This is a genomic window from Furfurilactobacillus milii, assembly GCF_009864005.1.
Classification (GTDB): domain Bacteria; phylum Bacillota; class Bacilli; order Lactobacillales; family Lactobacillaceae; genus Furfurilactobacillus; species Furfurilactobacillus rossiae_B.
This window is the reverse complement of sequence record NZ_WEZQ01000005.1, coordinates 1-26921: the sequence shown is the minus strand read 5'-3', so window position 1 is coordinate 26921 and position 26921 is coordinate 1. Positions and strand designations below refer to the sequence as shown.

Annotated in this window: 27 protein-coding genes; 3 read left to right on the top strand and 24 right to left on the bottom strand. The window is 39.7% G+C overall.

Features of this window, described 5'->3' with window-relative positions:
* Positions 1-24: 24 nt before the first annotated feature.
* Entirely contained in the window at positions 25-627 is a 603-nt protein-coding gene (locus GB993_RS02915) for a nitroreductase family protein (RefSeq protein WP_161003028.1), read from the bottom strand.
* A gap of 178 nt (positions 628-805) precedes the next feature.
* Between GB993_RS02915 and GB993_RS02910 the strand changes: the two genes are divergently transcribed.
* Positions 806-1552, top strand: a complete 747-nt coding sequence (locus GB993_RS02910) for an NADP-dependent (R)-specific alcohol dehydrogenase (RefSeq protein ID WP_161003027.1) — start codon at positions 806-808, stop codon at positions 1550-1552.
* 83 nt (positions 1553-1635) lie between these two features.
* Here GB993_RS02910 and GB993_RS02905 read toward each other — a convergent pair whose 3' ends face one another.
* The 4 genes from GB993_RS02905 to GB993_RS02890 form a co-directional block, all read right to left on the bottom strand.
* Positions 1636-2052 (bottom strand): pyridoxamine 5'-phosphate oxidase family protein, encoded by a 417-nt coding sequence (locus GB993_RS02905; protein WP_161003026.1) that lies wholly within the window; start codon positions 2050-2052, stop codon positions 1636-1638.
* 88 nt (positions 2053-2140) lie between these two features.
* Positions 2141-2647 (bottom strand): hypothetical protein, encoded by a 507-nt coding sequence (locus tag GB993_RS02900; RefSeq protein WP_161003025.1) that lies wholly within the window; start codon positions 2645-2647, stop codon positions 2141-2143.
* A 107-nt stretch (positions 2648-2754) separates the two neighbouring features.
* Entirely contained in the window at positions 2755-3258 is a 504-nt protein-coding gene (locus GB993_RS02895) for a pyridoxamine 5'-phosphate oxidase family protein (RefSeq protein ID WP_162854031.1), read from the bottom strand.
* A 283-nt stretch (positions 3259-3541) separates the two neighbouring features.
* Entirely contained in the window at positions 3542-3706 is a 165-nt protein-coding gene (locus GB993_RS02890; protein WP_161003024.1) for a hypothetical protein, read from the bottom strand.
* A gap of 487 nt (positions 3707-4193) precedes the next feature.
* On the opposite strand from GB993_RS02890, the gene GB993_RS02885 reads away from it, so the two are divergent.
* On the top strand, positions 4194-4610 hold the full coding sequence (locus GB993_RS02885) for a pyridoxamine 5'-phosphate oxidase family protein (protein ID WP_161003023.1): 417 nt from the start codon (positions 4194-4196) through the stop codon (positions 4608-4610).
* A 70-nt stretch (positions 4611-4680) separates the two neighbouring features.
* On the opposite strand, the gene GB993_RS02880 is transcribed toward GB993_RS02885, so the two are convergent.
* The 17 genes from GB993_RS02880 to GB993_RS02800 all read right to left on the bottom strand — a co-directional run bounded on the left by GB993_RS02880 (position 4681) and on the right by GB993_RS02800 (position 22462).
* Positions 4681-5463: a MurR/RpiR family transcriptional regulator gene (locus tag GB993_RS02880; protein WP_161003022.1), complete on the bottom strand. Its 783-nt coding sequence runs from the start codon at positions 5461-5463 to the stop codon at positions 4681-4683.
* A 1-nt stretch (position 5464) separates the two neighbouring features.
* Positions 5465-6571 carry an agmatine deiminase gene (gene aguA, locus GB993_RS02875; protein WP_161003021.1) on the bottom strand — a complete coding sequence of 369 codons (1107 nt, stop codon included), beginning with the start codon at positions 6569-6571 and terminating at the stop codon, positions 5465-5467.
* A gap of 214 nt (positions 6572-6785) precedes the next feature.
* Positions 6786-7754, bottom strand: coding sequence for a carbamate kinase (gene arcC, locus GB993_RS02870; RefSeq protein ID WP_161003020.1), 969 nt, complete (start codon positions 7752-7754; stop codon positions 6786-6788).
* 9 nt (positions 7755-7763) lie between these two features.
* Positions 7764-8858 (bottom strand): agmatine deiminase, encoded by a 1095-nt coding sequence (gene aguA / locus GB993_RS02865; RefSeq protein ID WP_161003019.1) that lies wholly within the window; start codon positions 8856-8858, stop codon positions 7764-7766.
* Positions 8859-8865: 7 nt separating this feature from the next.
* Entirely contained in the window at positions 8866-10290 is a 1425-nt protein-coding gene (locus GB993_RS02860) for an APC family permease (protein ID WP_161003018.1), read from the bottom strand.
* A gap of 45 nt (positions 10291-10335) precedes the next feature.
* Positions 10336-11373, bottom strand: a complete 1038-nt coding sequence (gene ptcA / locus GB993_RS02855; protein WP_161003017.1) for a putrescine carbamoyltransferase — start codon at positions 11371-11373, stop codon at positions 10336-10338.
* Between the two features lie 238 nt (positions 11374-11611).
* Positions 11612-12343: an L-ribulose-5-phosphate 4-epimerase gene (locus GB993_RS02850; protein ID WP_017262106.1), complete on the bottom strand. Its 732-nt coding sequence runs from the start codon at positions 12341-12343 to the stop codon at positions 11612-11614.
* Complete coding sequence (locus GB993_RS02845) at positions 12343-13242, bottom strand: L-ribulose-5-phosphate 3-epimerase (protein ID WP_161003016.1); 900 nt, start codon at positions 13240-13242, stop codon at positions 12343-12345. The genes GB993_RS02850 and GB993_RS02845 overlap by 1 nt, the downstream gene beginning before the upstream one ends.
* A complete protein-coding gene (locus tag GB993_RS02840; RefSeq protein ID WP_161003015.1) occupies positions 13232-14770 on the bottom strand; it encodes an FGGY-family carbohydrate kinase in 1539 nt (512 codons plus the stop codon). Before GB993_RS02840 ends, GB993_RS02845 begins: the two co-directional genes overlap by 11 nt.
* Before the next feature lie 16 nt (positions 14771-14786).
* Positions 14787-15797, bottom strand: coding sequence for a hypothetical protein (locus GB993_RS02835; RefSeq protein ID WP_161003014.1), 1011 nt, complete (start codon positions 15795-15797; stop codon positions 14787-14789).
* Positions 15798-15945: 148 nt separating this feature from the next.
* On the bottom strand, positions 15946-16902 hold the full coding sequence (locus tag GB993_RS02830; RefSeq protein ID WP_161003013.1) for an NAD(P)-dependent oxidoreductase: 957 nt from the start codon (positions 16900-16902) through the stop codon (positions 15946-15948).
* Between the two features lie 34 nt (positions 16903-16936).
* Positions 16937-17902 carry an amidohydrolase family protein gene (locus tag GB993_RS02825; RefSeq protein WP_161003012.1) on the bottom strand — a complete coding sequence of 322 codons (966 nt, stop codon included), beginning with the start codon at positions 17900-17902 and terminating at the stop codon, positions 16937-16939.
* 31 nt (positions 17903-17933) lie between these two features.
* Positions 17934-19388: a PTS galactitol transporter subunit IIC gene (locus tag GB993_RS02820; protein ID WP_161003011.1), complete on the bottom strand. Its 1455-nt coding sequence runs from the start codon at positions 19386-19388 to the stop codon at positions 17934-17936.
* A 20-nt stretch (positions 19389-19408) separates the two neighbouring features.
* On the bottom strand, positions 19409-20185 hold the full coding sequence (locus GB993_RS02815; protein WP_161003010.1) for a sugar phosphate isomerase/epimerase family protein: 777 nt from the start codon (positions 20183-20185) through the stop codon (positions 19409-19411).
* Positions 20186-20248: 63 nt separating this feature from the next.
* Positions 20249-20716 carry a NanQ anomerase/TabA/YiaL family protein gene (locus GB993_RS02810; protein ID WP_161003009.1) on the bottom strand — a complete coding sequence of 156 codons (468 nt, stop codon included), beginning with the start codon at positions 20714-20716 and terminating at the stop codon, positions 20249-20251.
* Between the two features lie 34 nt (positions 20717-20750).
* Positions 20751-22001 (bottom strand): MFS transporter, encoded by a 1251-nt coding sequence (locus GB993_RS02805; RefSeq protein ID WP_161003008.1) that lies wholly within the window; start codon positions 21999-22001, stop codon positions 20751-20753.
* 11 nt (positions 22002-22012) lie between these two features.
* A complete protein-coding gene (locus GB993_RS02800; RefSeq protein WP_161003007.1) occupies positions 22013-22462 on the bottom strand; it encodes a NanQ anomerase/TabA/YiaL family protein in 450 nt (149 codons plus the stop codon).
* 577 nt (positions 22463-23039) lie between these two features.
* On the opposite strand from GB993_RS02800, the gene GB993_RS02795 reads away from it, so the two are divergent.
* The gene (locus tag GB993_RS02795; RefSeq protein WP_161003006.1) at positions 23040-24047 is read left to right on the top strand and encodes a LacI family DNA-binding transcriptional regulator; all 1008 of its coding nucleotides are present in this window, start codon (positions 23040-23042) and stop codon (positions 24045-24047) included.
* A 263-nt stretch (positions 24048-24310) separates the two neighbouring features.
* On the opposite strand, the gene GB993_RS02790 is transcribed toward GB993_RS02795, so the two are convergent.
* On the bottom strand, positions 24311-24988 hold the full coding sequence (locus tag GB993_RS02790) for a hypothetical protein (protein ID WP_017262963.1): 678 nt from the start codon (positions 24986-24988) through the stop codon (positions 24311-24313).
* Between the two features lie 152 nt (positions 24989-25140).
* Positions 25141-26838, bottom strand: a complete 1698-nt coding sequence (gene argS / locus GB993_RS02785) for an arginine--tRNA ligase (RefSeq protein ID WP_161003376.1) — start codon at positions 26836-26838, stop codon at positions 25141-25143.
* Positions 26839-26921: the final 83 nt, after the last annotated feature.

Sequence of the window (26921 nt, the reverse complement as noted above, 5' to 3'; positions counted from 1 at the left end):
GTCTCTTTGTTGAAACCATTTCTACTAATCGATTGTCTTAAAGCGATCTTCATCATCCATATAATCTTTTTCGTCAGCCTTACTTTCGATTGACCCAAATGGCATTTCACTACGTAAGCGCCAGTTACTTGGTAAGTCAAAAGCCTTAGCAATGCTGTCGTCAATAAGTGGGTTGTAGTGTTGAACAGATGCACCCAGATTGTTCTCAGCTAAAGCAGTCCACGCTGCAAACTGACTGTTACCAATATGCTGTTCCGACCAATCATAGAAATTGTCAGCATACAGCGGGAAGCCGTCTTCCAATTCCTTAACTTTATTCATGTCAGTGAACCAAAGAATCGTCCCAAATCCAGCCTTAAATTGCTGCTCGACCTTTTGTTTGCTGCCTTCAAAGGCCTCAGCGGGTGCAACTTTTTTTAACTCGTCCAACACGATGTCCCAAACTTTTTCGTGTGCGTCGCCAAAAGCGAAAACGACACGCGTTGTTTGACTATTAAAGGCGGACGGTGACTCTTTGATTACGTCCTTGAGTAACGTAGTAATGTCGTCTTGAGACTGACTCACCTGTTTGCCCAAGTTGTAAATTGATCGACGTTGCTTCATTAATCCTAAAAGTTCTGTTTCCATGTCATCGTCCTCCAAAGTTTTATCATTGTTTTCTATAACGGGGTTTACTATATCGCACTTACGAAAAGTAAGCAACAACATTTTCAATTATTTTTATCTTGTATATTACTTCACATCATTTACCAAACATGCGAAAATGACGGTGTAGTAGCAACCTAAACCACTGGAGGTTATGAAAATGGCAAATCGTTTAACGGATAAAGTTGCAATTATCACAGGTGGAACCAAGGGTATCGGGCTGGCAACCGCCGCCGCTTTTTTACGGGAAGGTGCTAAAGTTGTTATCACCTCACGCAACAAGGATGACGGTCAAACAGCACTCGATGGTCTGAACGGCGGTGACAACGCCCTTTATATGCAACAAGATGCCTCTGATGAAGCTCGCTTTAAAGAAGTTATTGATGAAACTGTTGCTAAGTTTGGTAAGCTTGATATCATTGTCAACAATGCTGGTATCGCCATTGCGAAAGATGTTGAGCACACCACCGCTGACGAATGGCATCAATTGCTGGGAATTAACTTGGATGGTGTTTTCTACGGTACAAAGTACGGCATGATTGCAATGAAGGACCACGGCGGCTCTATTATCAACATGTCCTCCATTGAAGGCTTCATCGGTGACCCACTATTGGCTGCTTACAATGCATCTAAAGGTGGCGTTCGCTTATTCAGCAAGTCTGCAGCGTTATATGCCGCAAAACAAGGTTACGGCGTGCGCGTCAACACTGTGCACCCTGGGTACATCAAAACACCACTAGTGGAAGCCCAACCAGGAATGGAAGAAGCTCAAACAAAATTAACACCAGTTGGTCACATCGGTGAACCTGATGATATTGCAAACATCTGTGTTTACCTCGCCTCCGACGAATCTAAGTTCGCTACCGGATCAGAATTTGTCGTCGACGGTGGCTACACTGCTCAATAAAAAATTCAATTTCATTTTTATGCGTTACAAAAGCCCGACTCTGACGAATTGGGCTTTTTGCGTTTTATTGATTAAATTTTAAACTAATCTGAAACTGGTTCGTTTGCGATTTCTGTACCAGCGTCAGGACCTGCATCAAGGCTCACAATTCGGTCAACGGAAATGACAACCGCTGCAATTAAATCAGGCAATTGATTGTCCACTGCATACTGATGAGCCGCCTCAAATACGGGGCCATCTTTATAGATTGTTGCGTACCCTTCAACTCGCAGCCCAATCTTACCTGGATAAGGATGAACGGCAACGGCTATCTTATGGTTTTCCTGCAAATTGTGCCAAGCTTGGCGCCCAGTTTCCTCATTATAGATTAAATGTTCATCGTCCATGACTCTCAGCGTGCCCTTTGGACCAATTTGTGGATTTCCATCCTCATCAACGGTCGCAATAAACGGAAACGCTTGTGAAATCAAATCCTTCATTTCGGATGTCAACTTTGCCATACTGAAACCTCCTCAAACTTAATTGAATCCAGTATATAAGACATCCCACTGTCGTGCTATTTTTCTGTTCTTTAGTAGCAATTTTTTATTACTTCCCCTGTTCGCGCATGATGATCATGGCTAACCCAATACCGGTCAACAGGCCGAAGGATTCATTTACAGTGACCGAAAACGCATCTGGATTATCAATTTGCTGCCGCATGCTAACTACCGGTGTTTGATCGGCTGAACGAAATATTTGAAAGCTAGCGTTGCCAAGCCCTGCCTTCAACTGGTAGCGTTCATTCTTCACGTTAATGAGATAACCGTTTTGAAAATTATGAGTGACCACTAATGCCACCGGCTGATGGTTGATCTCCAAACGGTATTTACCACTCAATAAATGTGTCTTCGACTCGACCGTTAACGTCATTTCTTCCACGGTGAGTTCGTCATGAATTGGCATTGCCACAGCCCAGCCAAAGAATTGGTTCCACAAATTCGTCCAACCGTGATTTTTAACACGTCCCAATTCGTGACCATCTTCATTGGTAAGTAAAAAACGTTTACCACGACCTGCATTAGCAATCAGATGTGTGGTTAATCCACTTGTCATTTTTATTATCCCCAAGTTTTTAAAATCGTGTCTCAATCTGTGAGACTCAAATAAGTTTGAACTAGCAAGGCCGACGTGTACATTTTGATTTTGGTGCGTTCAAGTCGCTATTGAGCCTGTGGTACCTCATGTTGTTTAGCCTTATATTCTTGCACATCAATTCGATAAACGTTTACGTATTCAACACCATGAGGATCAATGTTTTCCCATGCATGACCTGTTTCGTGAATCAGTACTTGTTGTAATGCGTGTAATTTACCCTCTGTGTCTGTCACTTGATGAGCCACACCAGTGCCGATAATACTGTGATAAAGCCAAGAGTTATGACTGGCCTCTGTCGATTCAGTCGGCATCAAGGAACCCCCGTCGTCAATCTCAAAGCCGACCCGATTATCTCGCTTGATCAAGTCAACTTTTCGACCTTCCGGCGCACCATGAATGTACAGCGTTAATTTACCATCGTCCGTTATTTCAAAGCCATAATTGGTCGGCACCACATAGGGAAAGTCTTCCGTGTTGATTGCTGTGTGAATAATGTGTGATCCATTCAAAATTGCAGTTATCTTGCTAAGATCAGTTACTGCCCTTTTCGATCGCCTTATCTCTGTCATCTGCGTTAGCTCCTGTTCACTCTTTTTTTGAAACCCAGTTGCTTAGAAACTTAAGCATAGCATATATTTCCATCAGAATTTTAATGATTTGTAAACCAATGTAAAACATCACTAAACTGATTTTAATATGAGTTTTGAAGGCATCTTTTCGGCAGTTACTGTCCCTAAAAAATAGTCTCGTTTTTTTAATAAGGACGTTAACATAAAAAGCATTACGTCCACAAATGTGTAATAGACGTAATGCTTTTTGTTAAAAATAGCAATCCAATAAGAACCAATGAAATTACTGTAGTGGCAGGTCCTGCTTCTGAAGAACCTTAGAATATAATTGATTGAATGACTGACTGTCTTTGTTGGCTCGAGTAGCGCTGGTTGATGCAAAACCTGTAACGACAGAACCTGCGACAACTAGTATAACAACGAGCGCACTAAAAAATAGTTTTTTCATTTTTCTCTCTCCCTTATGCAAATTCCATTGTAGTACATACGTCTTTCAGAAAACAAGGAATTTTAACGCAAAATAATGAAAACGGTTTTTCAGATTCCTATAAAATCAGCGTTTGTAGAACACATTGTTTTCAATTTCACATTAAGAAGAAACTGCTATTGAACAAAAAAAGAGCAATAAAGAGGAAAATGAGGTTTATTTTTTTCAAAAATTGCATTTTATAAATATTGAGTGCAAATCGTTTGTGAATTATGTTCTTTTAAAAATAAATACAAAAAATATTTATTTTTTTAATGGTCATGTTTATCATTACACTTAAATTAAAATGGACAGGATAAATCTTGCGTTCACATTTTGCAGTGAATGCGTAATTAACAGTATATTAAACAGACGTTAATCACCACAAGTGATTTTCCCAATCAGTTTTTTTCGTAATTACTTATTGTTATGATACCCTTTATTTAAAGAAAACATTTGGAGGATAGCCATGCTAAAAACCATTAAAGTCGCAGAAAAGATGCTTGAATCGGCCACTGTATTTCAAGTTTCCACAATAGACTCACTCGGTTTTCCAAACATTACAGCCCTTACTCCCTTGAAAATGGACAGATCATTAGACACAATCTTTTTCTATACAAAGCATAATTCCGCCACAGTTAAAAATTTGAGCAACACAACCAATGCAGCTATTTATTGTTTTAACGAGGATGCTCACACATCTCTAATGTTAAAAGGACATTTTCTCATCATTAACCCACAGGAATTAGACTCCTCCTGGACGGATTATCTTAACGGATTTCAAAAATCATTAAACTACATCGATCCCGCAATATTACGTTTCACATCACTTGCGGTAAAGGTCCGTGAATCCGGCAAAGTCTCATATTCCGACCTGCAAGACTAGTCTCAGAAAGGTTCGCGACATTGCTAATCATTGACCGACAGCTATTATTGAACTCTTTTCCAGCAAATTTCTACTCATCCAGCCACTGATAGAGTATCAATTCCATAATCACAATTGCGGTCACACGCGAACTGATTTCGACGCCCTCTTTGGATCTGATTTGGTCAAAAAAAGTATACAAATTAATATCGCTCAGGTTTTGAATGGTGTTGTTGTCAGCGCCTGTAATCGACAGCACCATTGGCCGATTTAGGGGCTCTTTAAAAACTTGTTGAATAAGATTAACGAACTCAACCTCCTCACCCGTATAGTCGATAATAAGGATTAAGTCTTCCGCAGTAATGTGGTCCATTGCTGCGCGCCTATATAATTGATCTTCAGGAAAACTAACGTTGAATCCAGCTAATTGGTAAAGATTTGTAATGTACCTTGCCGCACTCTTACTTAGACCACGCGCAAAAATAAAAATCGTTCTCGTGTGTGATAACTTTGCCGTGATTTGATGAAGCACTTCAGGTCGAAGCACATGAACTGTTTCTTCAATATTCTTAAGATAATCTTCTCGATAGCTAGACTGATTAACAACAAATTGATTATTGGCCTGATCCCGCGCCTCACTGGCATTGTCACGTGTCGTGAACTTTAAAACCGTGATGAATTCACTGTATCCAGAAAAACCGATTTTTCTAACAAATCTTAAAAATGTCGCCGTCGAAACAAAGCATGTCGCTGAAACTTCACGAATCGACATTCCCTGAACGTCGCTCATATTTTTAACAATGTAATCAAATAATTTTCGTTCATTATCCGTTAAACTTTGCAAGTGAGTACTGACAATTTCAAAAAAGTTCATGTTACTCACCTCCAAGATAGGATGTATCAGGACGCGTATGAACAACGGTGTGTAGGCCACCACCGCCTAAAATCATTTCGTGTGCATTGAACGGTAAAACGCGTCGCTTAGGAAACAATCCTTGTAACTTGTCTACCGCAACGGCGTCATTGCTATCTCCAAACTGAGGCACAATCACAGCATCATTAATCAATACATAATTAACATAACTAGTCGTTAACCGTTGCCCTGGAGTCCGCGGCAACAAACCATTTATTGGATCAATTGACTCGCTTTCTACTTTTCCGACAGTCTGCACTTTTGGCATATTCAAATGGTAAATTTTTAAGGAACGATTATACGCATCTTTCGCCTTTAACAAAGCTCTTTCAATTTGCCGAACGGTTTGGAACATTGGATCCTTTTTATCCTCAGTCCAAGTAATCACCACTTCGCCCGGCGCAATGAAATTGACAATATTATCGATGGCCCCATTCGTTTCATCTAAAAAGAAGCCATGCTTTAACCAAATAATTTTCTTTATGCCAAGGTATCTTTTTAACATCATTTCTACTTCCGATTTTGACTGACCTGGGTTACGGCCTTCAGACAGTAAAACATCCTCAGTAGTGATCAAGGTGCCTTGCCCATCGGTGATAATAGAACACCCCTCGACGATTAAATTATGTTCTACATAATATGGAATGTTGTTCAGCTCGGCTAACTTCTCGCTAATAAGCTGATCTTGATCCCACGGAAAATACAAGCCATCCAATAATCCACCCCATGCATTGAAGCCAAAGTCAATTGCTTGAAGTTTCCCGTCTGTTTCGACATAAATCGGGCCTGTATCTTTAATAAACGCGTCATTACTGCTCATCTCTAAAACACGTATATGATCGTCTAATAGATGCCTAGCATTTAAATATTGTTTGCTGGACACCAACATTGTTGTTGGCTCATATTTACCGATCAGGTTGGCTAGCCTTGTAAACGCACGTTGGGCTGGTTTGGCACCATCTCGCCAATTGTCGGGTCGTTCAGGCCAAATCAAATAAGCATCTTTTTGTCTTTCAAATTCAGCAACAAACCTGACACCACTAGTTGGTGGCAAAGTAGTTAATTTCATGAATTTCCTCCTGAATATATTTGTAATGGCACTTTACAAATATACAGTAATTACGTCATCAATATGACGCCACGACGGTATTAGTTTACTAGTGGACTAATAGCATTGAGTCTCCATACGTTTAATTTAAAATCAAAATGCACCGATTTCCTATTCCGTAGAAAATCAGTGCATTTTTGAAACAAAACCTAACCAACTTCATGCAAAAATCAAATTACTTGTTCAGAACTGTGTCGCGCGTCTTCATAACCGTTGTACCTGCGCCAGAGGTGAGAAACTCACCAACATTGTCAAGCGACGTGATTACTGTTTTACCGTGGTCACTGTGATTTACAAAATCCATTGCGGCTTGAATTTTAGGTAGCATCGAACCAGGAGCAAATTGCTTTTCTTCGATAAAATCACTCAATTCCCCGACCGTTACATCAGTTAACTTTTGTTGATTTGCCTGATTGAAGTTCACATAAACGTTATCAACTGCGGTCAGAATAATTAGTAAATCCGCATGAATGAGTTCGGCTAATTTTTCTGAAGCGAAGTCCTTATCAATGACGGCCTCACGACCAATATATCGTGAACCATCTTTAACAACCGGAACACCGCCGCCACCAACAGAGATCGGAATAATATTAGCGTCGACCATCTGATTAATAACATCGGCTTCAACTACGCCAATTGGCTTTGGTGATGGCACTACTCGACGATAACCGCGTCCAGCATCTTCAACAAACGTAAACTCTGGATGATCCAGTCGTTGCTGGGCGACTTCATCGGCCTTATAAAATGGCCCAATTGGCTTTGTAGGGTTAGCAAAGGCCTGATCATCTGCGTCAACCTCAACTTGTGTCACAACCGTGGCTACAGACTTATCTAAACCCTTTTCCGCCAGCGCCTCATCCATCGCATTTTGAAGCCAATACCCGATACTCCCTTGCGTCATTGAAACCGCGGAATCGATTGGCATTGCCGGATTCTTTTCTGTTGCGCCAGCGGCCTGCTGAAGTAACAAGTTGCCAACTTGAGGACCATTACCGTGAGAAATCACTAACTGATCACCTTGTTCAACAAACTGAACTAAAGAAGCAGCAGTTTTGCGCAGTGCGTTTTGCTGAGCCTTAGCACTGGCATCGTTGGTCAAAATTGCGTTACCACCAAGAGCGACAACTATTTTTCTACCTGCCATATTCTTCACCTACGCTTTCGGTACCTGTTGGGTAATGCAGTGAATATTACCGCCGCCCAATAAAATTTCTCGAGCTGGTACCCCAACTACTTTGCGATCTGGATACAACTGTTCTAATACTTTTTGCGCATTATCATCCGCCGGGTCTCCAAACGTTGGGTAGACAATACCGCCGTTTGCCGTGTAGTAGTTAACGTAACTTGCAGCTAAACGATCTCCGGCCTGCCGAGGCAAGGTTCCATCAACTGCATCGACACCCTCACTTTCTTCTTTGGTAATCAAAACAGGCTTTGGCACATTTAACTTAACCACTTTAATCTGGCGACCTTTAGCATCGGTAGCATGTTCCAAAATATCTAGATTTTCTTTCGAAATTTGATATTGCGGGTCGTTTTTATCGTCTGTCCAGGCTAGGGCGACAACCCCTGGCTTTACAAAGTTAGCAATGTTATCCACGTGCCCATTAGTCTCATCATTATAAATCCCGTTTTTGAGCCAAATAATCTTTTTGAGATTCAGGTGTGTTTTTAGAACTTCCTCGATTTGTTCTTTTGAAAGTTGCGCGTTGCGACCTTTCGACAGAAGACATTCTTCTGTTGTAATTAAAGTGCCTTCCCCATCCACATGAATAGAACCACCTTCGAGAATGAAATCGTCTAATCGGTACCGATCCACGTGTTCCATCTCGGCCATTTTTTGTGCCACACGGTCATCCTTATCCCATGGAAAATATAAGCCATCAACTAATCCACCCCATGAATTGAATGTCCAATCCACAGCACGTAGACCGCCCTTATCGTTTTTTACAAACGTTGCACCACAGTCCCGTACCCAAGAATCATCGTTTGAAATTTCCACGACTTCAACATTGTCGGGTAACATTGTTCGCGCATTCTCATACTGGTCATCATTGACACCAACTGTGACATGTTCGAATTGGGAAATGGCCTCTGCTACTTTAACAAAAGTATGCTGAGCTGGTTTACCACCGTTACGCCAGTTATCAGGTCTTTGCGGCCATAGAATGTAAACACCTTGATGTTCTTCAAATTCTCCGGGCATTCTGTACCCATCTTGCTGAGGTGTGCTCGTTAAAGTTTTCATTATTTAGTTAGTCCTTTCCGCTGACATTCGCCGAATGAGTTGAATTTTGAGAAACCTTTTCATCTTTCGTGCTTGAATCGTCTTGTTGTTCCGCAACTCGAACAACGATTTCGCCGACAATAACTGCCAAAATGGTACCAACTAGAATCGGAATTTTGTTTGCCAACTCTGATGCTGACCCATTTAACGGTAAAATTGATAACAAAATTGTCGCAACAAGTAATACTTCAGGAACCCATGTCATAAGGTTGATCATGAATTTCCCGCCGGGTACTTTAAATGGTCGTTCGCGTTGCGCATCATCACGTCGTAACTTCCAAAATGCTGGAAACATCATCGTGTACGACAACAGCAGTGCCACTACATTTAATGCAAAGAATGCCCAGAAGATATTTTGATCTGGAATAAATGGAGAAGCCACTACCAAAACTGAAGCAATAATCCCATTTAAATACCCAGTACCCACAGGCATTCCTTTAGCATCTTCTTTACCAAAGATAGCCGGTAATGCATGATCCTTAGCCGCATAGTTAGCAACGTAATTAACACCTAGCGCCCAGGAAACCATTTCTGATGCGAGGATGTAGAGAAACATAATGCCAATGATAACGACAAACCAGTTCATATGGCCAATCATCAGCACGAAACTATCAATCAAACCAGAAGAAGCTGACAACTTATCGGTAGGAATAGCAGCGCCCATACCGAACGCAGCCAATAAATAGAAGAAAGCAATTAATATACCGCCATAAATAATGGCCTGCGGAATTTGTTTCTTAGGATTATCCATATCGTCAGCCATAGTTGCGACCACTTCAAAGCCCAAAAAATTGAAGATAATTACCGAAAGATTACTTAAACTTGAAAGGTTTAGTTTCGGTAGCAAATTGGTTCCACTAAAGTTATTTGCTAAACCTTTAGTTGCTGCAAAGTAAATTCCCATAATTCCCAGCGACAATATCGTAAATATTTTAGCGAACGCCGCTAAATTCATAATCCATTTACTTTCACTGATTGGTTTATTACCTAATGTGACAACCGTCCAGACGAAGGCAAGTTCGATGATAATAGTCCAGAACGTATTGAAGTGAACTCCGAATATTTGTCCAGCAACTTCCGCGAATAGCACGCCAAGGCTGGCCATCCATAATGGATAATTTAACCAATAGAGCCATGCCAAGCGACCACCCCAGCGACGCCCAAAGGCTTGTTTAACCCAGTCATATAAGCCACCATCGCCAACGTACGTCGTCCCTAATTCCGATGAGATGAGTCCGTACGGAATGAAGAAGAGAATCAGTAGAAAAATCCACCAAAAGAACTGTGATGGTCCAATGGCTGCAGCCGGTGCTGCTGATTCAACAACGAGTACCACAACGACCGCCATTAGCACCGCATCAAATAACCGAAACTTTTTCTTTTGCTTGTTCATCGTAATTTCCTTTCACGACACTACCAAAAGTGCTTGGAAATAGATTTAGTCACTGACAAGGTTGGTGTCCACTTGGTGGGCCAATAAATCGTCAATTTCGCTTTGATACTTTTTAGCTTCAGCATCTGAAGGATGTTTGATGCGTGGATTTAATAAGTAAGTAAAGATTGCACGCATGGCTGTCTTTCGATTACCAGCCTCTTCCCATGCTAATGAATAGTCAGAATCAATAACTTCATCTGTGACTTCCTCACCACGTGATGCAGGCAGGCAGTGTAAGAATTTAACATGATCCGAGGCCTTAGCAACAAGATCGGCGTTTACTTGGTACTTTGGATAGAAGATCTTCATCCGTTCGTCCTTTGGCAACTCTGACTCATACAAGCCGTACCAAACATCTGTATAGATAAAGTCGGCATCCTTCAAGGCTTCATCAGCATCTTCAGTAACAAGAACTGAACCACCAGATACTTCAGCATTCTTTTTACCAATCGCTAACGTTTCAGGCTTAATCTGGAATCCTTTTGGTCCAAATTGAACAAAGTCCATGCCCATCTTGGTTGCCATAAACATCGTTGAAACACAAACCTGTGTTGCATCCCCGACAAAGACAATCTTGCAGTCACTTAATTTCTTACCTTCTGGCAGATGCTCACTCATTGTGATGATGTCACCAAGTTCTTGCGTTGGATGGTTATAGTCACTCATAAAGTTAACAACTGGTACTTGAGCAAACTTACCAACTTCGGCAACCGTCTTGTGACGTTCAACCCGTGCACCAATGATATCTACAATGTTCCCTAGAACATGCGAAGTATCTTCAATAGTCTCATGACCACCCAATTGAATTTGACCAGGGGCTAAGTATTGAGCGTGTCCACCCAATTCTGTCATTGCAGCTTCCGCAGATGTCCGGGTACGAGTTGATGATTGTTCAAAGATCATACCTAGTGTTTTATCTTTTAATACTTGCGGATAATAGCCTGCATTGATTGACTGCTTTAATTTAATACCCAGATCAATCATGTATTGAATTTCTTCTTTGGTATAAGTATTGGTGTCGATAAAATCACGTTTTTGCATAATGTTGTGCTCCCTTTTGATATTTATTTTTCTTGCTTACGAGGACAGCATAACGGGCAGTACAGTTAAAATGAAGCGCTTTCATAATATTCAAAACGCATCAGAAAAAGGGTGTAACGTGTTTCATTTGACGAAACATGTTACACCCTTCAATTTTTCTATTAGACCGCTTTTAGTCAGATAAACGCAGGATAAACACCAAAAGATATCAAACAGTTAAAATGGCTTTTGTTACATCTTAATTTTCTCGCACAGCATGGTCTTTTGAATGTGCGTTGTTTTGACCGTAGTAGGCATTATTGCCATGCTTACGATAATAATGTTTGTCCAGCAGATATTGCGGCAGTTCACTATTTGATCGAGTCAGCTGCAGTGTGTGATAATCTTCTCCCGCAACGACTTCTAAAACTTTAGCATTATAAACAGCTTTATCTGGTGTCGGTCCCCAAGCAAATGGCCCATGTTGACTTACTAGAGCCGCGGGGATTGCTTCATAGTCTAAATGACGTTCCTTGAAAGTTCTGACAATAGCGTGACCAGTATTACCTTCATAGTCTGCTTCAATCTCTTCCTTAGTTAAGGCGTCAGCGGCTGGAACATCGCCGAAAAAAGTGTCAGCGGCCGTCGTATTGAAGGCAGGTACATCCATTTTAGCTGCTGCAAAGGATACTGCCCATGGTGAATGCGTATGAACAATTCCACCAATCTTTGGAAAGGCATTATACAATACCGTGTGCGTTGGAGTATCACTTGAAGGATTCATCTTGCCTTCGACAACTTCACCTTTCAGATTGACAACTACCATATCTTCAGGTTTTAAGTTTTCATAGTCCACACCTGATGGCTTAATAACGAACAAACCTTTATCGCGATCTATTCCAGAGACATTCCCCCAAGTAAACGTAACTAATCCCAATTTAGGTAGTTGCATATTTGCTTCATAAACCTGCTGTTTTAATTTTTCGAGCATCAGTTTGCCTCCTCATTTTTTTTAATATCAATAACTTCTTGGTGAATATTCAATTTGGTAAACAAATTATCGAAAAAAGCTTTTGCTTTCTTTATCTCGGCAATTGGGTTCTCAGCCGTTTCCGTCCACATTTCGACCGTGTAGCTTCCTGAATAATTTAATCGCTTTAGTGTTTTGAGACAGCCTTCAAAGTCAACATCGCCTTCCCCAAAGGGCACATTCTTGAATTGTCCTTTAAATGTCGGAGTGACTCTTTTGGTGTCTTTCAGATGGACAGCAACAACATCATCCATGTTATTTTCCAAGTCTTCTGCAACGTTATTTTCAGGCCATGCAGAAATATTCCCGAGGTCTGGATATCCTTGAAGCCAAGGGCTTGGAATTTCCTTTTTGATATGTGCAATTTTACTAAGCGAGTTTAAAAACGGATCATCCATTGTTTCAATCGATAACATTACAAGTTTCTTAGCCGCCATTTCTACACATTTCATTAAGTCTTCAATGAACCATTCACGACTTTGAACCGTTTTTTGCTCATAATAAACATCGTATCCTGCCATCTGAATATTACGAATTCCAAGATCGACAGCCAAGTCAATCGCTTTTGACATCATTGATAGCGATTTTTCTCTGACCCCTGGATCTGCTGACCCGAGTGGAAAACGTCGATGACCAGATAGCATCATCGTATTAATTCGACTATTTGTGCGCCACATTGCCTGACGAAATTGTTGCCGTTGTTGACGTGACCAATCAAGACGTGACAGCCGTTCATCGCTTTCATCAATCGAAAACTCTAAAAAATTAAAGCCCAACTGGTGCACAAGATTGAATTTTTCTTCCCAACTTAAATTTTGTGGTAGTGCTTTTTCATATATTCCAAGTGCATTAGTCGTCAATTGTATTCATCTTCCTTTGCATAAGGTCCAACTGTTTCCACTGATTATCCATTGCCCGTCCAAATGTCTGATAGGTCTCGTACTTAGTTGCATACAAATCAACTTGCCGTGGGTTCGGTTCAATGCGTTTGATAACATGTGTCATTTGGTTAACCGCTTCACCAAAATTGTTAAAAATATTGGCCCCGACGCCTATTGCCATTGCGCCACCAAGACCACCTAATTCACTCACATCTGTTAATTCAATTGGCAAGTTTAGAACATTCGCAAACATTTGTACCCAACTGGGCGAGTTAACAGCTCCACCCGACATTCGAATAGCTTTAGGTCGATGTCCCAAAACTGCCAATAACTGTTCAAAATGTTGTCGGTGTGCGAAGCAAATACCTTCATATACAGATTTTATTAGCTCTGATTTTGTCGTGCCACTACGTAAACCAATGAAACTTCCCTCAGCATCTGGACTGAGATTGCTACCATACAAAAATGGGTAAAACAAAACCTTAGTGAATGTTGCATCAGTAGATTCCAGAAAACTCTCCAACGTATCATAAATCGATTTCCCACTGGCTTGTGCATCACGTATTTCCGCGGTCATTAACATCTTTATTATGATGTTCAAGTTCCCAGCAGAGGTCGGGCTAGAAGCTTCGATCAAGTATTGATTAGTCGGTAACAATGAGTTCATAAGTCCTGAACTCTCGGGAGCCAAAGTTCGACTTGGAAAAATATTCATATTCCATGTACCAGCAATAATACTAAATAGACTATCGTCTAAAACTCCGGTTGCGATTGCACAAGCATCGATGTCAAACATCCCTGCATACACCGATAATCCTTCTGGCAATCCACTTTGTCTTGCGACATCTTTAGAAATTTGTCCACAACAATCGGTTGCGTTTACCAAACTGGGTAATGCTTCATATATTTCAGAAATCCCAAAGAAATGAGTTAATCTGCTGTCATACTCGCCAGTTTTTAAATTGATTAAGTTATTACCCGATGCGTCACCACGCTCTTGAACGACCTTGCCAGTTAATAAATACCTGATAAAATCTTTGTTCGACAACACCGCTCCTATTTGATCATAGTCGGCTCTTCGATTGTCTTTAAGCCACTTTAAAATGACAGGTGCTTGACTTGGCATTACATGTTGGTGACTAATTTCAAAAATCTGATTAACATTACTTTCATATTTTTCTGCTAAGGATTCTGCTCGACTATCTGCCGATAAGATCCCATTCATAAATGGTCGATTGTCTTTATTTAATACATAAAGTCCTTTTCCGTGGCCGACAGTTGTTATGCCCACAATCTCACTAATTGGAACTTTCATTCTGTTAATTAAGGTCTTGATTGCGTGCATTAGGTTTTTAAACAATTCGTCCAACTGAATTTCATGAAAGCCTGGGCTGGGTTCAATATCTTTGGTCGGAAACGAGAAAACATCAACTTGCGCCCCATGTTCATCAATAAGTACAACTTTTGTGTTAGTACCACCATTATCGATGGTTAAAAAATAATGCATGTAAAATCACCATCCGTCATTCAGCATTTCTGACTGCATAAACCGCAACCTCATTTGCTTCCCGGTTTGCCGAAAGCAGATATTGTTGTCCATTTTTCTCATACACCGTTACATTACTTGGACCCACCTGCTTGTCAATCACCGTAGCACTGAGCTGGTCATCACTAATTAACTCTAGGTTTTGTGCTCCATCACGCCAACCAAATATGAAATAGTTCTTTGATCCGAGCTGACCACCCCAAATTGCGTGTCCAAACGGCGTATCAGGCTCACTTCGTTTAATTGTCTGAAAACTAGCATTTGACATTCTTAAATATGGACCATGAAATCCCTCAATTGTTAAATACTCATTTTCTCCATCATTATTTATATCGGTGCTGTAAATGTCTGATGTCTCAATGCTAGAAAGCTGAGTTAGTTTCCAATTAGTGTTGTCAGTTGATGGTGGAACCAATTTAAAAATACCCTCGACACCTGTAACCAGAGAATATCCGTCCATCCGCTTATAACCGTGATTTTTCGTAATTCGGACAGAAAGAGGTGTTTTATCAACAATTCGGTCATTTACATCATCATAAGTACCAACCCAGATTTTTCCCGGATCGCTCCAATCATCGGTATTCCGTTTTGAATTAGCTATACTGCACCCGACATACCAGAATCCCTCGTTGTCTTTTTTGGGAATAATGTCAAAACGGTGGACATAAGGAAAACTGCCAATAACTTTCTGATCCCAATCAGTTCCATTAAATGTTTCTTTAACAATTCGACATGTTGCGGAATTGAATCCTGGATAAAAACGCTGTGTTGCTAAAAAGTTTAGCGTTCCAGGAATATTTACCATTGTCATAGTTCCGCCTACATCAGGCCATACAGTGGTTCTAGAAAAATGGTTATCTAGATCATATGCGTAACAAGGCTGATTCTCCTCAGAAGCAACGATCACAAAGTCTCGATTTTCAGCAGTCATTCGCATAATTGCATAACAATGATCTAGTTCATCACTGAATATTTTTTCAAATTCCATCTACTTGTACCTTCAATCATTTTCTCAGTTGTTTTTAGGTTAACCGCTTAACTTGCGAACGTCAAGACATCTTCGTCTAAATTTCATTATATGCTGTCCATCAAATAGAAATCTCCTAATGGAGAAACACACATTAGGAGATTCAAAATCACTTGTTAACTTGATTAATAGCCTTACCGTCACGAAGGAATGAAATCAAGTTTTGTGAAGCTTCTTTGGCAATTGCCGTACGTGCCTCTAATGTACCTGTACCTGCATGAGGGCTTAAAATCACATTATCCAACGCACGCAAAGATTCAGGAATATTCGGTTCTGTTTCAAAAACATCTAAGCCAGCTCCAGCAATCTGACCGTCCTGTAACGCTTTAATTAAGTCATTCTGTTTTACTAGAACACCACGAGCCGCGTTAACCAAGTACGCAGTATTCTTCATCTTGTCAAAGACATTTTCATTAAAGATACCAACAGTGGATGGTAATGCAGGAGCATGCAACGTAATAACATCTGATGTAGAGACAAGAGTATCAAAATCGACAAACTTTACAGCTAATTTTTCTTCTAAATCTTTATCGAGGCGACGAGCATCATTGTAAATCACGTTCATTCCAAGAACTTGACAGAATTTGGCAACTTCAGATCCAATGCGGCCCATTCCATACACTCCAAGTGTTTTTTCTTGCAAACTCATACCCATATACTTTTGTTCAGAAACATCCATCCAATTTCCACTCCGAACAACTTTATCATAGAAATACAAACGTCGGACTGTTGCAAGAATTAAGGCGAAAGTCATTTCTGCAGTGGGTACACGGACACCCATTGGACAGTTAGAAACGACAATTCCTTTAGATTTCGCGTATTCGATATCAATGTGGTCAAAACCAACTCCGTTAGCCGTAATAATTTTTAGGTTACTCCCGGCATCGATTAATTCGCGATCCCCTTTTGTTCCCATCAAAAGCAAACCGTCAAAATTTTTAACATTGGCTAAAACCCATTCTCGCGTTTCTTTTTCAGGTTCATAAGTCACGTCAAAAGCTTCACGTAATTCTGTTAAACCTTGTTCTGGAATTATACCTGTAACTAAAATTTTTGCTTTACTCATTTTATTAAATCCCTTCGTTACAATTTTTAGTAAATTACTCCATAACTGGATCGTCCGCATCTAACATCGCTTTTACATTTTGCGACTTGAAATAGATACGATTGGCATTGTTGTACATAACGTTTTCAAGCTCATCGGGCGTAAAAATATCAGTATGCTCCAGCCATGTTGCCAAGTTATGATATGAATTAAAAGTTGAGGACCATGGAGAATCCGTCCCCCAAATAATTCGTTTGGATCCTAAAATCTTCTTAGCTAGACTAACGTCTTTCTGGCATCGTGGAAACGGAAAATCAGTTTCGCCTTCAATATCTTGAATGGCTGAAATATCAGTATAGATATTGTCTAAGGGCTTCCACTGATTTAATGCATTAGATAGTCGATCTAAATGATCTGCATTTGGAAATGAAAGATGACAGACAACAAAATCAAGTTTGGGATAACGCAGCGCCAAATTAACGATTGCCTCCGGTTCATAACTAAACTGAGAATAGTCACCATAATCTGTTGTTACAACAAATCCTGGATAATCGGCTAGATAGTGAAAAATTCTTCCAATATTTGGATCTGAATCCAATCGAAATGGCTTATGGTATCCGTGTAAACCACCACCCTGACTAATTTCAAATTTAATTGCTCTAAACCCTAAATCTTCAACATGACGCCGAACAATTTTCATTGCAGAATCTGTAAAAGGGTCCACAGAAAAGGCAGCTACGAAACGATTGGGATATTTTTTAACCGTTTGATATGAATAATAATTTTGATAACCATTCAAACTGCCTTGCAATAGAACAGCTTTTTCAATCTTGTTGTCATCCATGACCTTTAAGGCTGATTCCGCCAAAAAATCGTCATCGCCCCACCCATCAGGAATGAGCTTTATCAAAGTTCCGTCATCCCAAATTGTTTTACCATTACCTAATGGCGTCATCCGACCTTTGCCGTTAAAGCCCGCTACTGATCGAACCAGGTGCAAATGTCCTTCAATTTTTTTCATGATTTTTCCTCCATTTCCAAATGATTTAAATTTAATAATTTATTTTTTGATTGCTGCCCGAATAACCAACATTCTTATCTGACATACGCTTCAAATATTGCCAAATAGTAGAACGATACCGCCGCAATGCGTAGAGTAGAATCAAATATACGAGAACGGCCAGGCCAATCCACAATGGATTTTGTGAAATAAAGGCGGCAAAAATTAAGGCATTAAGGGGGCGTGCCATTAAATTAAAGCTGGTGATCAAAACGATTCCTGCCGGAATAGCGACACCATAATGTGAAACTGCACCAGTATAAACACTACCCAGCCAGCTCGCCGCATATAATCCAATACTAAACCAAACAATTCCATTGGCAATTACCTTTAGTATATTTCCCTTCGTGATTGCAACAATAGACTCCACCATAAACGGTAAAGAAATCAAATCAACAATTGGTAATGATTTATTTCCAGGGAGGATGAATGCAATGATTACCATGATGGGAATTAAGATCACTCCGGAAATAATTGTTGCAGGTTCACCATAGCCAACACCGTCATCAACTCCTAGGAACCATCGTTTCTTATCCTGAATTAAATCTTCAGAGGTACTTTCTGAATTTCCGTCATTTTCTCGATGTTTGTCAATTTCTTCTGCTAAGGGTGTAAATGCCTTGGCAAAAACTCCTGTCACCAATGGGAAAATGGTCATAACGGCTGCAAGTTGAATAGAGAATGATAAAATCTGACCCCAAGCATGCAGGGTTCCTAAGGTCCTGATGTTTCCTAAGACACCTATAATTATGCCTAGCAAGGCACCTAATGTTGTTGGTTCACCAAACACGCCCAACTTTCGTTTAAAATAATCCGGTGTCATTTTAACCTTGTTAAATCCAAGTAAGTTCCACAAAGGATCTAGTATTATTGCTGGCACGGTTTGTTCGATGTTGTGAAGCGAAGAAACAGACGCATTTTTGACTCCGTAATAATCTGACCATCGATCTGCTTGTATTTCCGCTAATGCTAATGCATAGAGCAACATGAAAAATGAAAGTCCTAGCGAGAGCCAAAAATTGTGTGTTACATAAAAGCAAAGTGTGCCCCAAATCATAAATCCAAAATTATTCCACAAATTTGAAGCCATAAAAATTTTAGTAATACCTAATGCGAACAAAATTAACTCTGCAATTAAACCAAATACGAAAAAACTAAGTCCAACACTAGAACCAAATGATGCAAGCGATCCTGCCTGCCAGCCAATATCAACGACAGGTAACTTAATCCCAGTATTATTGACCATCTGCTTAATAATCTTTGTAACTACGGGCGTGAACATTGTGATAATCCAGCCAAAGCCAGTTAATCCAACTCCTGCATAAAAAGCACTCATCATCGCAGTTTTGGGTTTAACTCGCAGGAACAAAGCAACAACAAAAATCATAATTGGAACAAGAACGCTTGCACCAAATGTTTGAAAAACCTTGTTTACAGTTTCCAACATGTTAATTTTCCCCTTCCACCTTACTTAGACGATAAGAACGATTTTACTTGTTCTAAATCTTCGGCAATGACTTCAGGCGTGCTGGCATACTCAAAGCCAAAATATCTCGCCATTGGTAAAAGCTTAATTAGCGAACGCCAATCTAGGCCACCTTTTTCCAAACTATCAGTCACCTGCCGGCGCTGGTCAATCAACATCTCATTTTTTAAATGAACATAATCAGTAACATTTGCTAAAGCCACGGCCGCCTCATTCGCAGTGGCCGACAGCCAACTCCAATTTGCAATATCGAAACAATAGCTAATATGGGGAATAGCCGCCCCCTCTATAAGTCTAAAAAAGCGTTGTGTCGCAACCAGATCACTTTCAGCAAGTGTTTGATTATTTTCAATTTTTAAACTAAATGTTCCATCAAGTAACCGAACTAAACCAGCCGAGTCTAAATAACCACATTTGCCTAAATTCAATTTAATGTTTGAGGCGCCCATTTGATGCATTTGTTTAACATAGTGTGGCAATTTCGAATTTAACCGGCCATTCTTGTACAAAACATCATTCACACTATAAAAAATACCAATATTTTTTCTCTCGCTAACATTTTTAATTCTTTCCAACTCTTCTGGGCTGCCATTTAAAAATTCGCTACGAATTTCGATGGCGTCAAAACCTATTTTCTTTGACTCTTCAATAATGTCAGCTTGTGAAATACCCTTTTTCAACTGGTCTTTAAATGCAATTGTGTTAATAACATAACTACACATCATTGCTGCTCCCTTCATAGCTAAAACGGCTACCACACAGATAGAAAGTTTAAAATTGCTTTTGAGTTAAGCGGTTAACAAAAAGAGCAAAAAATCCAATTAGTCTAATGCGATTTTCACACACAGTTTGTGATTATGATTAACTTTACCATCGACAATCCCATGAGCTGCGTGTAAATCTGACGGATCAAAAATAGCGTAATGACGATCAGTTAACAATGCTTTACTGTGAAAGGCTGGGTGCTTAAAGTACTGAATTTCAACATCAGGATCGTAATCGCTTGCTGCTTCTGCGGTTCCTGCATCCGCCCATCTAACCCATTCCGCACCTTGAATCATATAATGAATGTCAATGTGTTTACGATGTGTTTCATAGTTCATCGTGGCATACTCACGTGTGTCATATTCTTGAAAACGCAATTCTACGCCATCGGCAATTTCTTTGTTACCGATTGGTTCAGCAAGTAATTCTTCCGTTGAACGTGCATCTAACCAATCTAAAGCTGTTTGAATGCGTTTTTGAATTTTTTCATCCCGACGATGTGCCTTACTAAGTCCAAATTCCATAATTAATTTTTCTCCTTTTATCTTATCTATTTTTTTACTCATTCTTTTGAGCGTCTGATTCTCTAACGAACAACAATGCTACAACAGCAATTATTGGGAATACCGAAATAATTAAATACGAAGCCACATAACTACCACTGGATGCCAAAATCTGTCCAAGCAGAATTGGTGCAAGAAATGATCCCACCTGATTGAAGACGTTGATAAAACCAGAAACCGTCCCTCGCTGATCTGCTGGTGCAACTTCAACTGAAAGGTTGTTCGTAATAGTACTAAACATAAACGCACCGACACCCATTGCGCCTGTCCAGAAATACAATAATGCAGTATTCCCATGTGGCGTTAACGCAAAGCCAATAATTGTTGGTGTGAAAATCGCCATAAATATCGCTGCCCATACGTGTCGAGACCACTTGGAGTGATCCGAGATCCATCCCGCCACAACCATTGAGATAACGGAGGTGATTCCAAAAATTGCCATTGCAGAACCGGCAGTAACCAAACTAAACTTCAAGTTTTTAACCATAAATAAGTTTGCCCAGTTGGTCACGCCCCATTTTGCGCCTGTCGCAAACAGTCCCGTAATTGCTAACATCCAAACACTGCGATTGTTAATTGCTTTGCGTAACCGCTGCATCGATGATTCAGTTTCAACTTTGCCATCACTTTCCTTCACACCAAACTGTTGTGGAAAAGGTGGCGTTCCTTTAAGTGCGAACCATGCAAAAATCAATGCCGCAAGTGGAAATAGTGCTGTGACCCCTAGAGTTGCCCGCCAACCATAATGAACCATTACTGATGGTGCATACAGGTTGATAACCGTCAGACCAAAAGACGTACACGTGTTAAATATTCCAGTAGCAGTCGCACGTTTTTTACCGTCAAACCATTCTGTGATGATCCCTAAACAGGCGGATAAGTCAGGTCCACTCACAAGCCCAAGCACAAACCTTAGAACCAGACCGTCCCAATAGCCCTGCATGAAAACCATTGCACCCATAACAACTAAATTACCTAGAACAGCTGCTAATAAAAGTTTTTTGTATCCAAACTTATCGGCTAGCATTCCTCCTGGCAACACAGTAATCGCATAACCAATATAAAATGCAGTTAAATAATTGCTACCCTGTTGCACTGTGAAATGAAGTGAATCAATTGCCGAGGGCATAATCGTTGCCCACGATAAACGCGTTATAAAACTGATTAAAAATGCAAACCATATTCCCGCTAGAACCACGAACTGTTTGCCAGTCCATCGACCATGCGAGGCTAAATTGTTTTCCATCTTTGTTGCCCCTATCTACCTAATTTCAAAACTAATTTTCGTACATGAGTTGATTTTCCAATTGCACCATTTGTTCTATGCGGTTCGTGCATGCCGATCAAAACAAAATCACCCTGATGGAGCATAATTCGGTTGAAATGATCTGGTTGTTCTACATACTGAATATCTCGATCATCGTTATAATCTGTCATCGCTACAAAATTTGTATTAGGTGAAACATCTATTTCTTCTTCACCTGCACAGATGTAATGAAGGTCCAATCGTTTTTGATGAATTTCAAAATTGAAATTTTCAATTGATTCCGTTTCATATTCCAAGCACTGAACATAAAACCTTTCGCCATCTCGGTGGCTTCTTCCTAGTGGAATAGTATCCAAATCAGTCTTTTTTAAAAAATTTACTGCCTCAAGCACTCGCGCATAATCACTCGATTCAAATCCGTCTATATTTACAAAAAGCATCTTAATATCACCCCCTTTCCACAGAAATAAGTTAATCGTTCAACTAAAAACATGAGATTTCATAGATAGGCTTCATCTTTTTTAAAGTCGCCTTTCTTATAATTTCTATGGTTAATCGCTTAACTAAAACAGTAAAAATAAATAGATTCGATAGGATCCCAATTTATAGGCTACCAATTCTATAAGCAAAATCGTTTTAGTTCGTTCTTGGTTAATCGATTAACTTTCAAAACAACATTATTGTAAACGATTACATTTTCGAATGCAACTATTTGCTGCTAAATTCACAAAGTTTATCATCCTTTCAAATCATTTAAAGAATCCTGAATGTATACTTACCGAACTTATTCACACTTATTTGCAAATTACTCGCCTATTTTTTTACATTAAGCCTCACAAACTTTTGTAGTAAGTAAAAATAGCTTTTCAAACAATTTCATTTTTGATAGGCTAATCAGGTCGATCATTTTGCACTTCAACCAACTATATAAGTTAAGCCTTATTAAGCCGGCTACATGATATAATCAGTGTTGAGAAGGATATATTCTTTGCACTACGACCACAATGGAGGGTCATTTTGAATAAATTCACGATAAAAGATATTGCCAAGTTAGCTAATGTCTCCACAGCAACTGTTTCTTATTTTTTAAACGGTAACTACGCGAAGATGTCTATCAATACAAGAAGAAAACTGGCAGATATCATTTCAAAAACAAATTATTTGCCAAGTACAACAGCTCGTAATTTAGCCAAAAACGAAAATAAAACAATTGGCGTTTCTGTAGCAGATATTACAAACCCCTTCACTTCGCCTGTGATTTCGGGAATTTCCGAGAGGTGCGAACAGTATGGGTACAAAATGGTCTTTACCAACTCCAATAATGACGAACGGCGAGAAATTGAAAATATTAATCGCTTGCGCCAAGAAGAAGTAGCTGGCTTGATCATTGACCCAGTTAATCCAGATGGCGATATTTATAACCAGCTATCAAACCTTTACACGGTCATTGTGGATCGTCAATCCAAACGTAATTTGATTGACACGATTGTGACTGATAATACGAAATCAGTGTCCGAAATGACCGCCAAAATGGTTCAGAAAGACTATGATGATCTTTACTTTATATCATGGCCTTTAGATGAAGTAAGTACCAGAATCCACCGTTACACTGGGTTTCAACAAGCAACTCATTATGCAGGTGATGATCACTTATTGATAGTTCCTTATAACTATGACTTAACAACAGATACTAGTTTTAAAGATGAAGTAGCACAAATACTTGGTCAAACTAATAAAAAGATCGGTTTTTTCACCATGAATTCGCGTGTTTTGCAGGAACTATTAAAGGTCACTCAATCTTTGGCCTATAACTATGCAAGCGACTTTGGTGTAGCCACTTATGAAGAATTTGAATGGATGCAATTGATGCGTCCAGGGATTAGCTGCATTAGGCAAGATTCGTTTGCCATCGGTTACTCAGCAATGGAAATGCTGAAAAATAAAATTGAATCTAAGTTAACAAGCGAACCAAAAGCAAAAATTAAGGTTATTCCAACTAAAGAAATCATTCGTGAAAGTTTCTGAAACACAATTAAGGCTACCAATTACGTCATTAAGATAGGACTGTAATTGGTAGCCTTAATTGTGTTTTTATTGTTTTTTATCAAGAGTACGTTTTCTCATATCAACACGCATGATGCAAGGAAAAATTAACAATGCACTGAACAGGCTTTGTGTAACAATTGAAATATACATTGACACGTCAAATATATTCAAAACTCCTGCCGAATAAAAAGCCCCACCAAAGTGAAACTTTTATCTTAGTACTTATTCAAATATTCAATAACCTATTTGCTACCCTTGAAAATCGGTATCTTTGTTTCGACAACTTTTGAAACATCCATTGGTTCAATGCCATTCCGTAAAATAGTGTGCCACTGATCCCCAGGCGTACGCACTACATCATCCAAATAAAGTTCCATGTGCCAGCTTTCCGAGGCTACTGAACGATAACCGGCGTCTTGAATGAATTTTTGCAATTTGATGTTTGCTGGCCCAATGCGGGTCAGTACCCCATTATTGCCAATCTGGGCTTCAAGTCCTTCAGAGAAATGAAGCATTCGGATATCCCATAAATATTGTTGATCAACGTTAGTAATGTCAAATTCAGCCGTTTGTAAAATTTCCTTGGTGATAAAGGCTGGTTGACGAATCATCAGTTGATAACGCCACTCTGCATCACGACCAGGTGTGACTCTTTCCCACATTGCCTGTAATGGATATCGTTTAAAGGGTGTATACCCTTCTATCTCCAAGTTATTATCAGGTGCGTTTGCCAAATAATCAGCTACTTTGTACAGAGCGTCTGCCTTCGCTGTGAAATCACGGTTATTCGGATCAGCCTTACCAACACCTGATAAAACAATATAGGAACGGGTCGGTAAATCAATAATGGAACCTTTGTCGATATCATGGGTATATTCTTCCGGATCATCTGCTTGCCAATTAATTTCTTTATTTATCATTATTATCACTCCCAACAACAGCGTAGCATATTACTAGCTTCAATGAAAACGCTTTCTTAGTTTTGAAAAATATTTGCTGCGCATATACAAAGCCCCATAATTGTTAGCAATCTTGTCTAACAGTTATGGAGTAATCTATTTTTTAAATTCTGCTACATTTCACTTGGCGCCTGAACACCCAGCAAACGTAACGCTTCGGTTAACACTACACTGACACTTTTCACTAAGGCCAACCGATTGTCTAAATCGGCATCCTTAACTAGGATCTTAGTATTGCCATAATACTTATTAAAGGCTTGTGCCAAATGCAATGTGTACTTAGCAACTACTGATGGTTCATGCTCATCATTAGCTTCCTTGACGATATTTGGAAATTCATCGAGTAATTTAATGGTGTTCCACGCCTTTTCATCAGTCAAAGCATAATTTCCTTGTTGAAGTTTAACTCCAGCCTTAGCTAACAGACTTTGAGCACGGGCATTTGTGTACTGAACATAAGGACCTGTATCACCTTCAAACTTCAAGACATCTTCCAGATTAAAATCAATGTTCAAAATACGTTCATTTTTCAAATCATTAAAGACAACGGCACCAACACCGACCTGACGAGCAACTTCATCCTTATTTTTCAAATCCGGATTTTTGCTCTCAATCTGCTTTTTTGCTAAAGCGATTGAATCGTTTAAAACTTCCTCAAGTAAAATAATGCGCCCGGAACGCGTCGACAATTTTTTACCGTTCACTGTGATAAGACCAAATGGAATGTGCTCCATATGCTCGGCCGACTTAAATCCCATCTTTAACAACACAGCTTTAACCTGTTTGAAATAATACGTTTGTTCACTACCAACAACGTAGAGATTTTGAGCAAAGTTAAATTCACGTTCACGATAAATTGCCGTTGCTAGATCACGAGTAATATAAAGAGTCGCGCCATCACTTTTTAAAATCAAAGCTGGATTAAGCTTATATTCATCCAAGTTAACAATTTCGGCACCACGAGATTCTACCAATAAGTTTTTTTCTTTTAAAATGTCGATGACTTCCTGCATTTTATCGTTATAAAAGGCTTCGCCATTATAAAGGTCGAATTTCACACCGAGTAAATCATAGACTTTTTGGAATTCTTTGAGGGAAACTTCACTAAACCATTTCCATAAGCGATTAGCTTCTTCGTCTCCGTCTTCTAATTTTTTAAACCATTCACGGGCCTCATCATCTAACTCGGGATGTTCAACATCTTCTTGGTGAAACTTAACGTAATAAGCAACCAAATTCGTTATAGGATCCTTTCGAACATCAGCCTCATTACCCCATTTTTTATATGCAGTAATGAGCTTTCCAAATTGCGTGCCCCAGTCTCCGAGATGATTATCCTTAATTGGATGATAGCCACGTTTAGTCAGCAAATTGGCAATTGAGTTACCAATCACAGTCGAGCGTAAGTGTCCCATTGACATCGGCTTCGCAATGTTCGGCGATGACATATCAATTGGCACATTTCCACCGTGTCCTTCATCAAAGTCTCCGTAATGAGAACCTTGCTGCAAGATTGTACCCAGTACTTCATTGGCATATTGACCTTTGTCCAAGAAAAAGTTAATGTACGGCCCAGCTTGAACAACCTTTTCAAAATTACTCTGATCAATTTTGGATAAAACATCTGCAACAATATCATTCGGCGCGCGATGCATCGATTGGGCTAATGTAAAGGTTGGAAAAGCTAAATCACCCATCGTTGACGTTTTCGGCGTCTCAATTAATTTCTTTATTTGTTCTGTACTCAGCACATCTGTTAGCGGTGTCGATAGTGCCTCCGCAATTTGTTGTTTATAGGTAGATTGTAAAATTAATCCGAACGCTGTTCGGACAAAAAAGATCAGCTTCCTTTAAAATGGTGTTTACCACAAACCCATTTTTTAGGAGCTGATCT

Excerpts from the sequence above, each read along its gene's own strand:
- GB993_RS02915 (WP_161003028.1), bottom strand. The coding sequence starts at position 627 with ATGGAAACAGAACTTTTAGGATTAATGAAGCAACGTCGATCAATTTAC.
- GB993_RS02910 (WP_161003027.1), top strand. The coding sequence starts at position 806 with ATGGCAAATCGTTTAACGGATAAAGTTGCAATTATCACAGGTGGAACC.
- GB993_RS02905 (WP_161003026.1), bottom strand. The coding sequence starts at position 2,052 with ATGGCAAAGTTGACATCCGAAATGAAGGATTTGATTTCACAAGCGTTT.
- GB993_RS02900 (WP_161003025.1), bottom strand. The coding sequence starts at position 2,647 with ATGACAAGTGGATTAACCACACATCTGATTGCTAATGCAGGTCGTGGT.
- GB993_RS02895 (WP_162854031.1), bottom strand. The coding sequence starts at position 3,258 with ATGACAGAGATAAGGCGATCGAAAAGGGCAGTAACTGATCTTAGCAAG.
- GB993_RS02890 (WP_161003024.1), bottom strand. The coding sequence starts at position 3,706 with ATGAAAAAACTATTTTTTAGTGCGCTCGTTGTTATACTAGTTGTCGCA.
- GB993_RS02885 (WP_161003023.1), top strand. The coding sequence starts at position 4,194 with ATGCTAAAAACCATTAAAGTCGCAGAAAAGATGCTTGAATCGGCCACT.
- GB993_RS02880 (WP_161003022.1), bottom strand. The coding sequence starts at position 5,463 with ATGAACTTTTTTGAAATTGTCAGTACTCACTTGCAAAGTTTAACGGAT.
- aguA (WP_161003021.1), bottom strand. The coding sequence starts at position 6,571 with ATGAAATTAACTACTTTGCCACCAACTAGTGGTGTCAGGTTTGTTGCT.
- arcC (WP_161003020.1), bottom strand. The coding sequence starts at position 7,754 with ATGGCAGGTAGAAAAATAGTTGTCGCTCTTGGTGGTAACGCAATTTTG.
- aguA (WP_161003019.1), bottom strand. The coding sequence starts at position 8,858 with ATGAAAACTTTAACGAGCACACCTCAGCAAGATGGGTACAGAATGCCC.
- GB993_RS02860 (WP_161003018.1), bottom strand. The coding sequence starts at position 10,290 with ATGAACAAGCAAAAGAAAAAGTTTCGGTTATTTGATGCGGTGCTAATG.
- ptcA (WP_161003017.1), bottom strand. The coding sequence starts at position 11,373 with ATGCAAAAACGTGATTTTATCGACACCAATACTTATACCAAAGAAGAA.
- GB993_RS02850 (WP_017262106.1), bottom strand. The coding sequence starts at position 12,343 with ATGCTCGAAAAATTAAAACAGCAGGTTTATGAAGCAAATATGCAACTA.
- GB993_RS02840 (WP_161003015.1), bottom strand. The coding sequence starts at position 14,770 with ATGCATTATTTTTTAACCATCGATAATGGTGGTACTAACACAAAAGTT.
- GB993_RS02835 (WP_161003014.1), bottom strand. The coding sequence starts at position 15,797 with ATGGAATTTGAAAAAATATTCAGTGATGAACTAGATCATTGTTATGCA.
- GB993_RS02830 (WP_161003013.1), bottom strand. The coding sequence starts at position 16,902 with ATGAGTAAAGCAAAAATTTTAGTTACAGGTATAATTCCAGAACAAGGT.
- GB993_RS02825 (WP_161003012.1), bottom strand. The coding sequence starts at position 17,902 with ATGAAAAAAATTGAAGGACATTTGCACCTGGTTCGATCAGTAGCGGGC.
- GB993_RS02820 (WP_161003011.1), bottom strand. The coding sequence starts at position 19,388 with ATGTTGGAAACTGTAAACAAGGTTTTTCAAACATTTGGTGCAAGCGTT.
- GB993_RS02810 (WP_161003009.1), bottom strand. The coding sequence starts at position 20,716 with ATGGAATTTGGACTTAGTAAGGCACATCGTCGGGATGAAAAAATTCAA.
- GB993_RS02805 (WP_161003008.1), bottom strand. The coding sequence starts at position 22,001 with ATGGAAAACAATTTAGCCTCGCATGGTCGATGGACTGGCAAACAGTTC.
- GB993_RS02800 (WP_161003007.1), bottom strand. The coding sequence starts at position 22,462 with ATGCTTTTTGTAAATATAGACGGATTTGAATCGAGTGATTATGCGCGA.
- GB993_RS02790 (WP_017262963.1), bottom strand. The coding sequence starts at position 24,988 with ATGATAAATAAAGAAATTAATTGGCAAGCAGATGATCCGGAAGAATAT.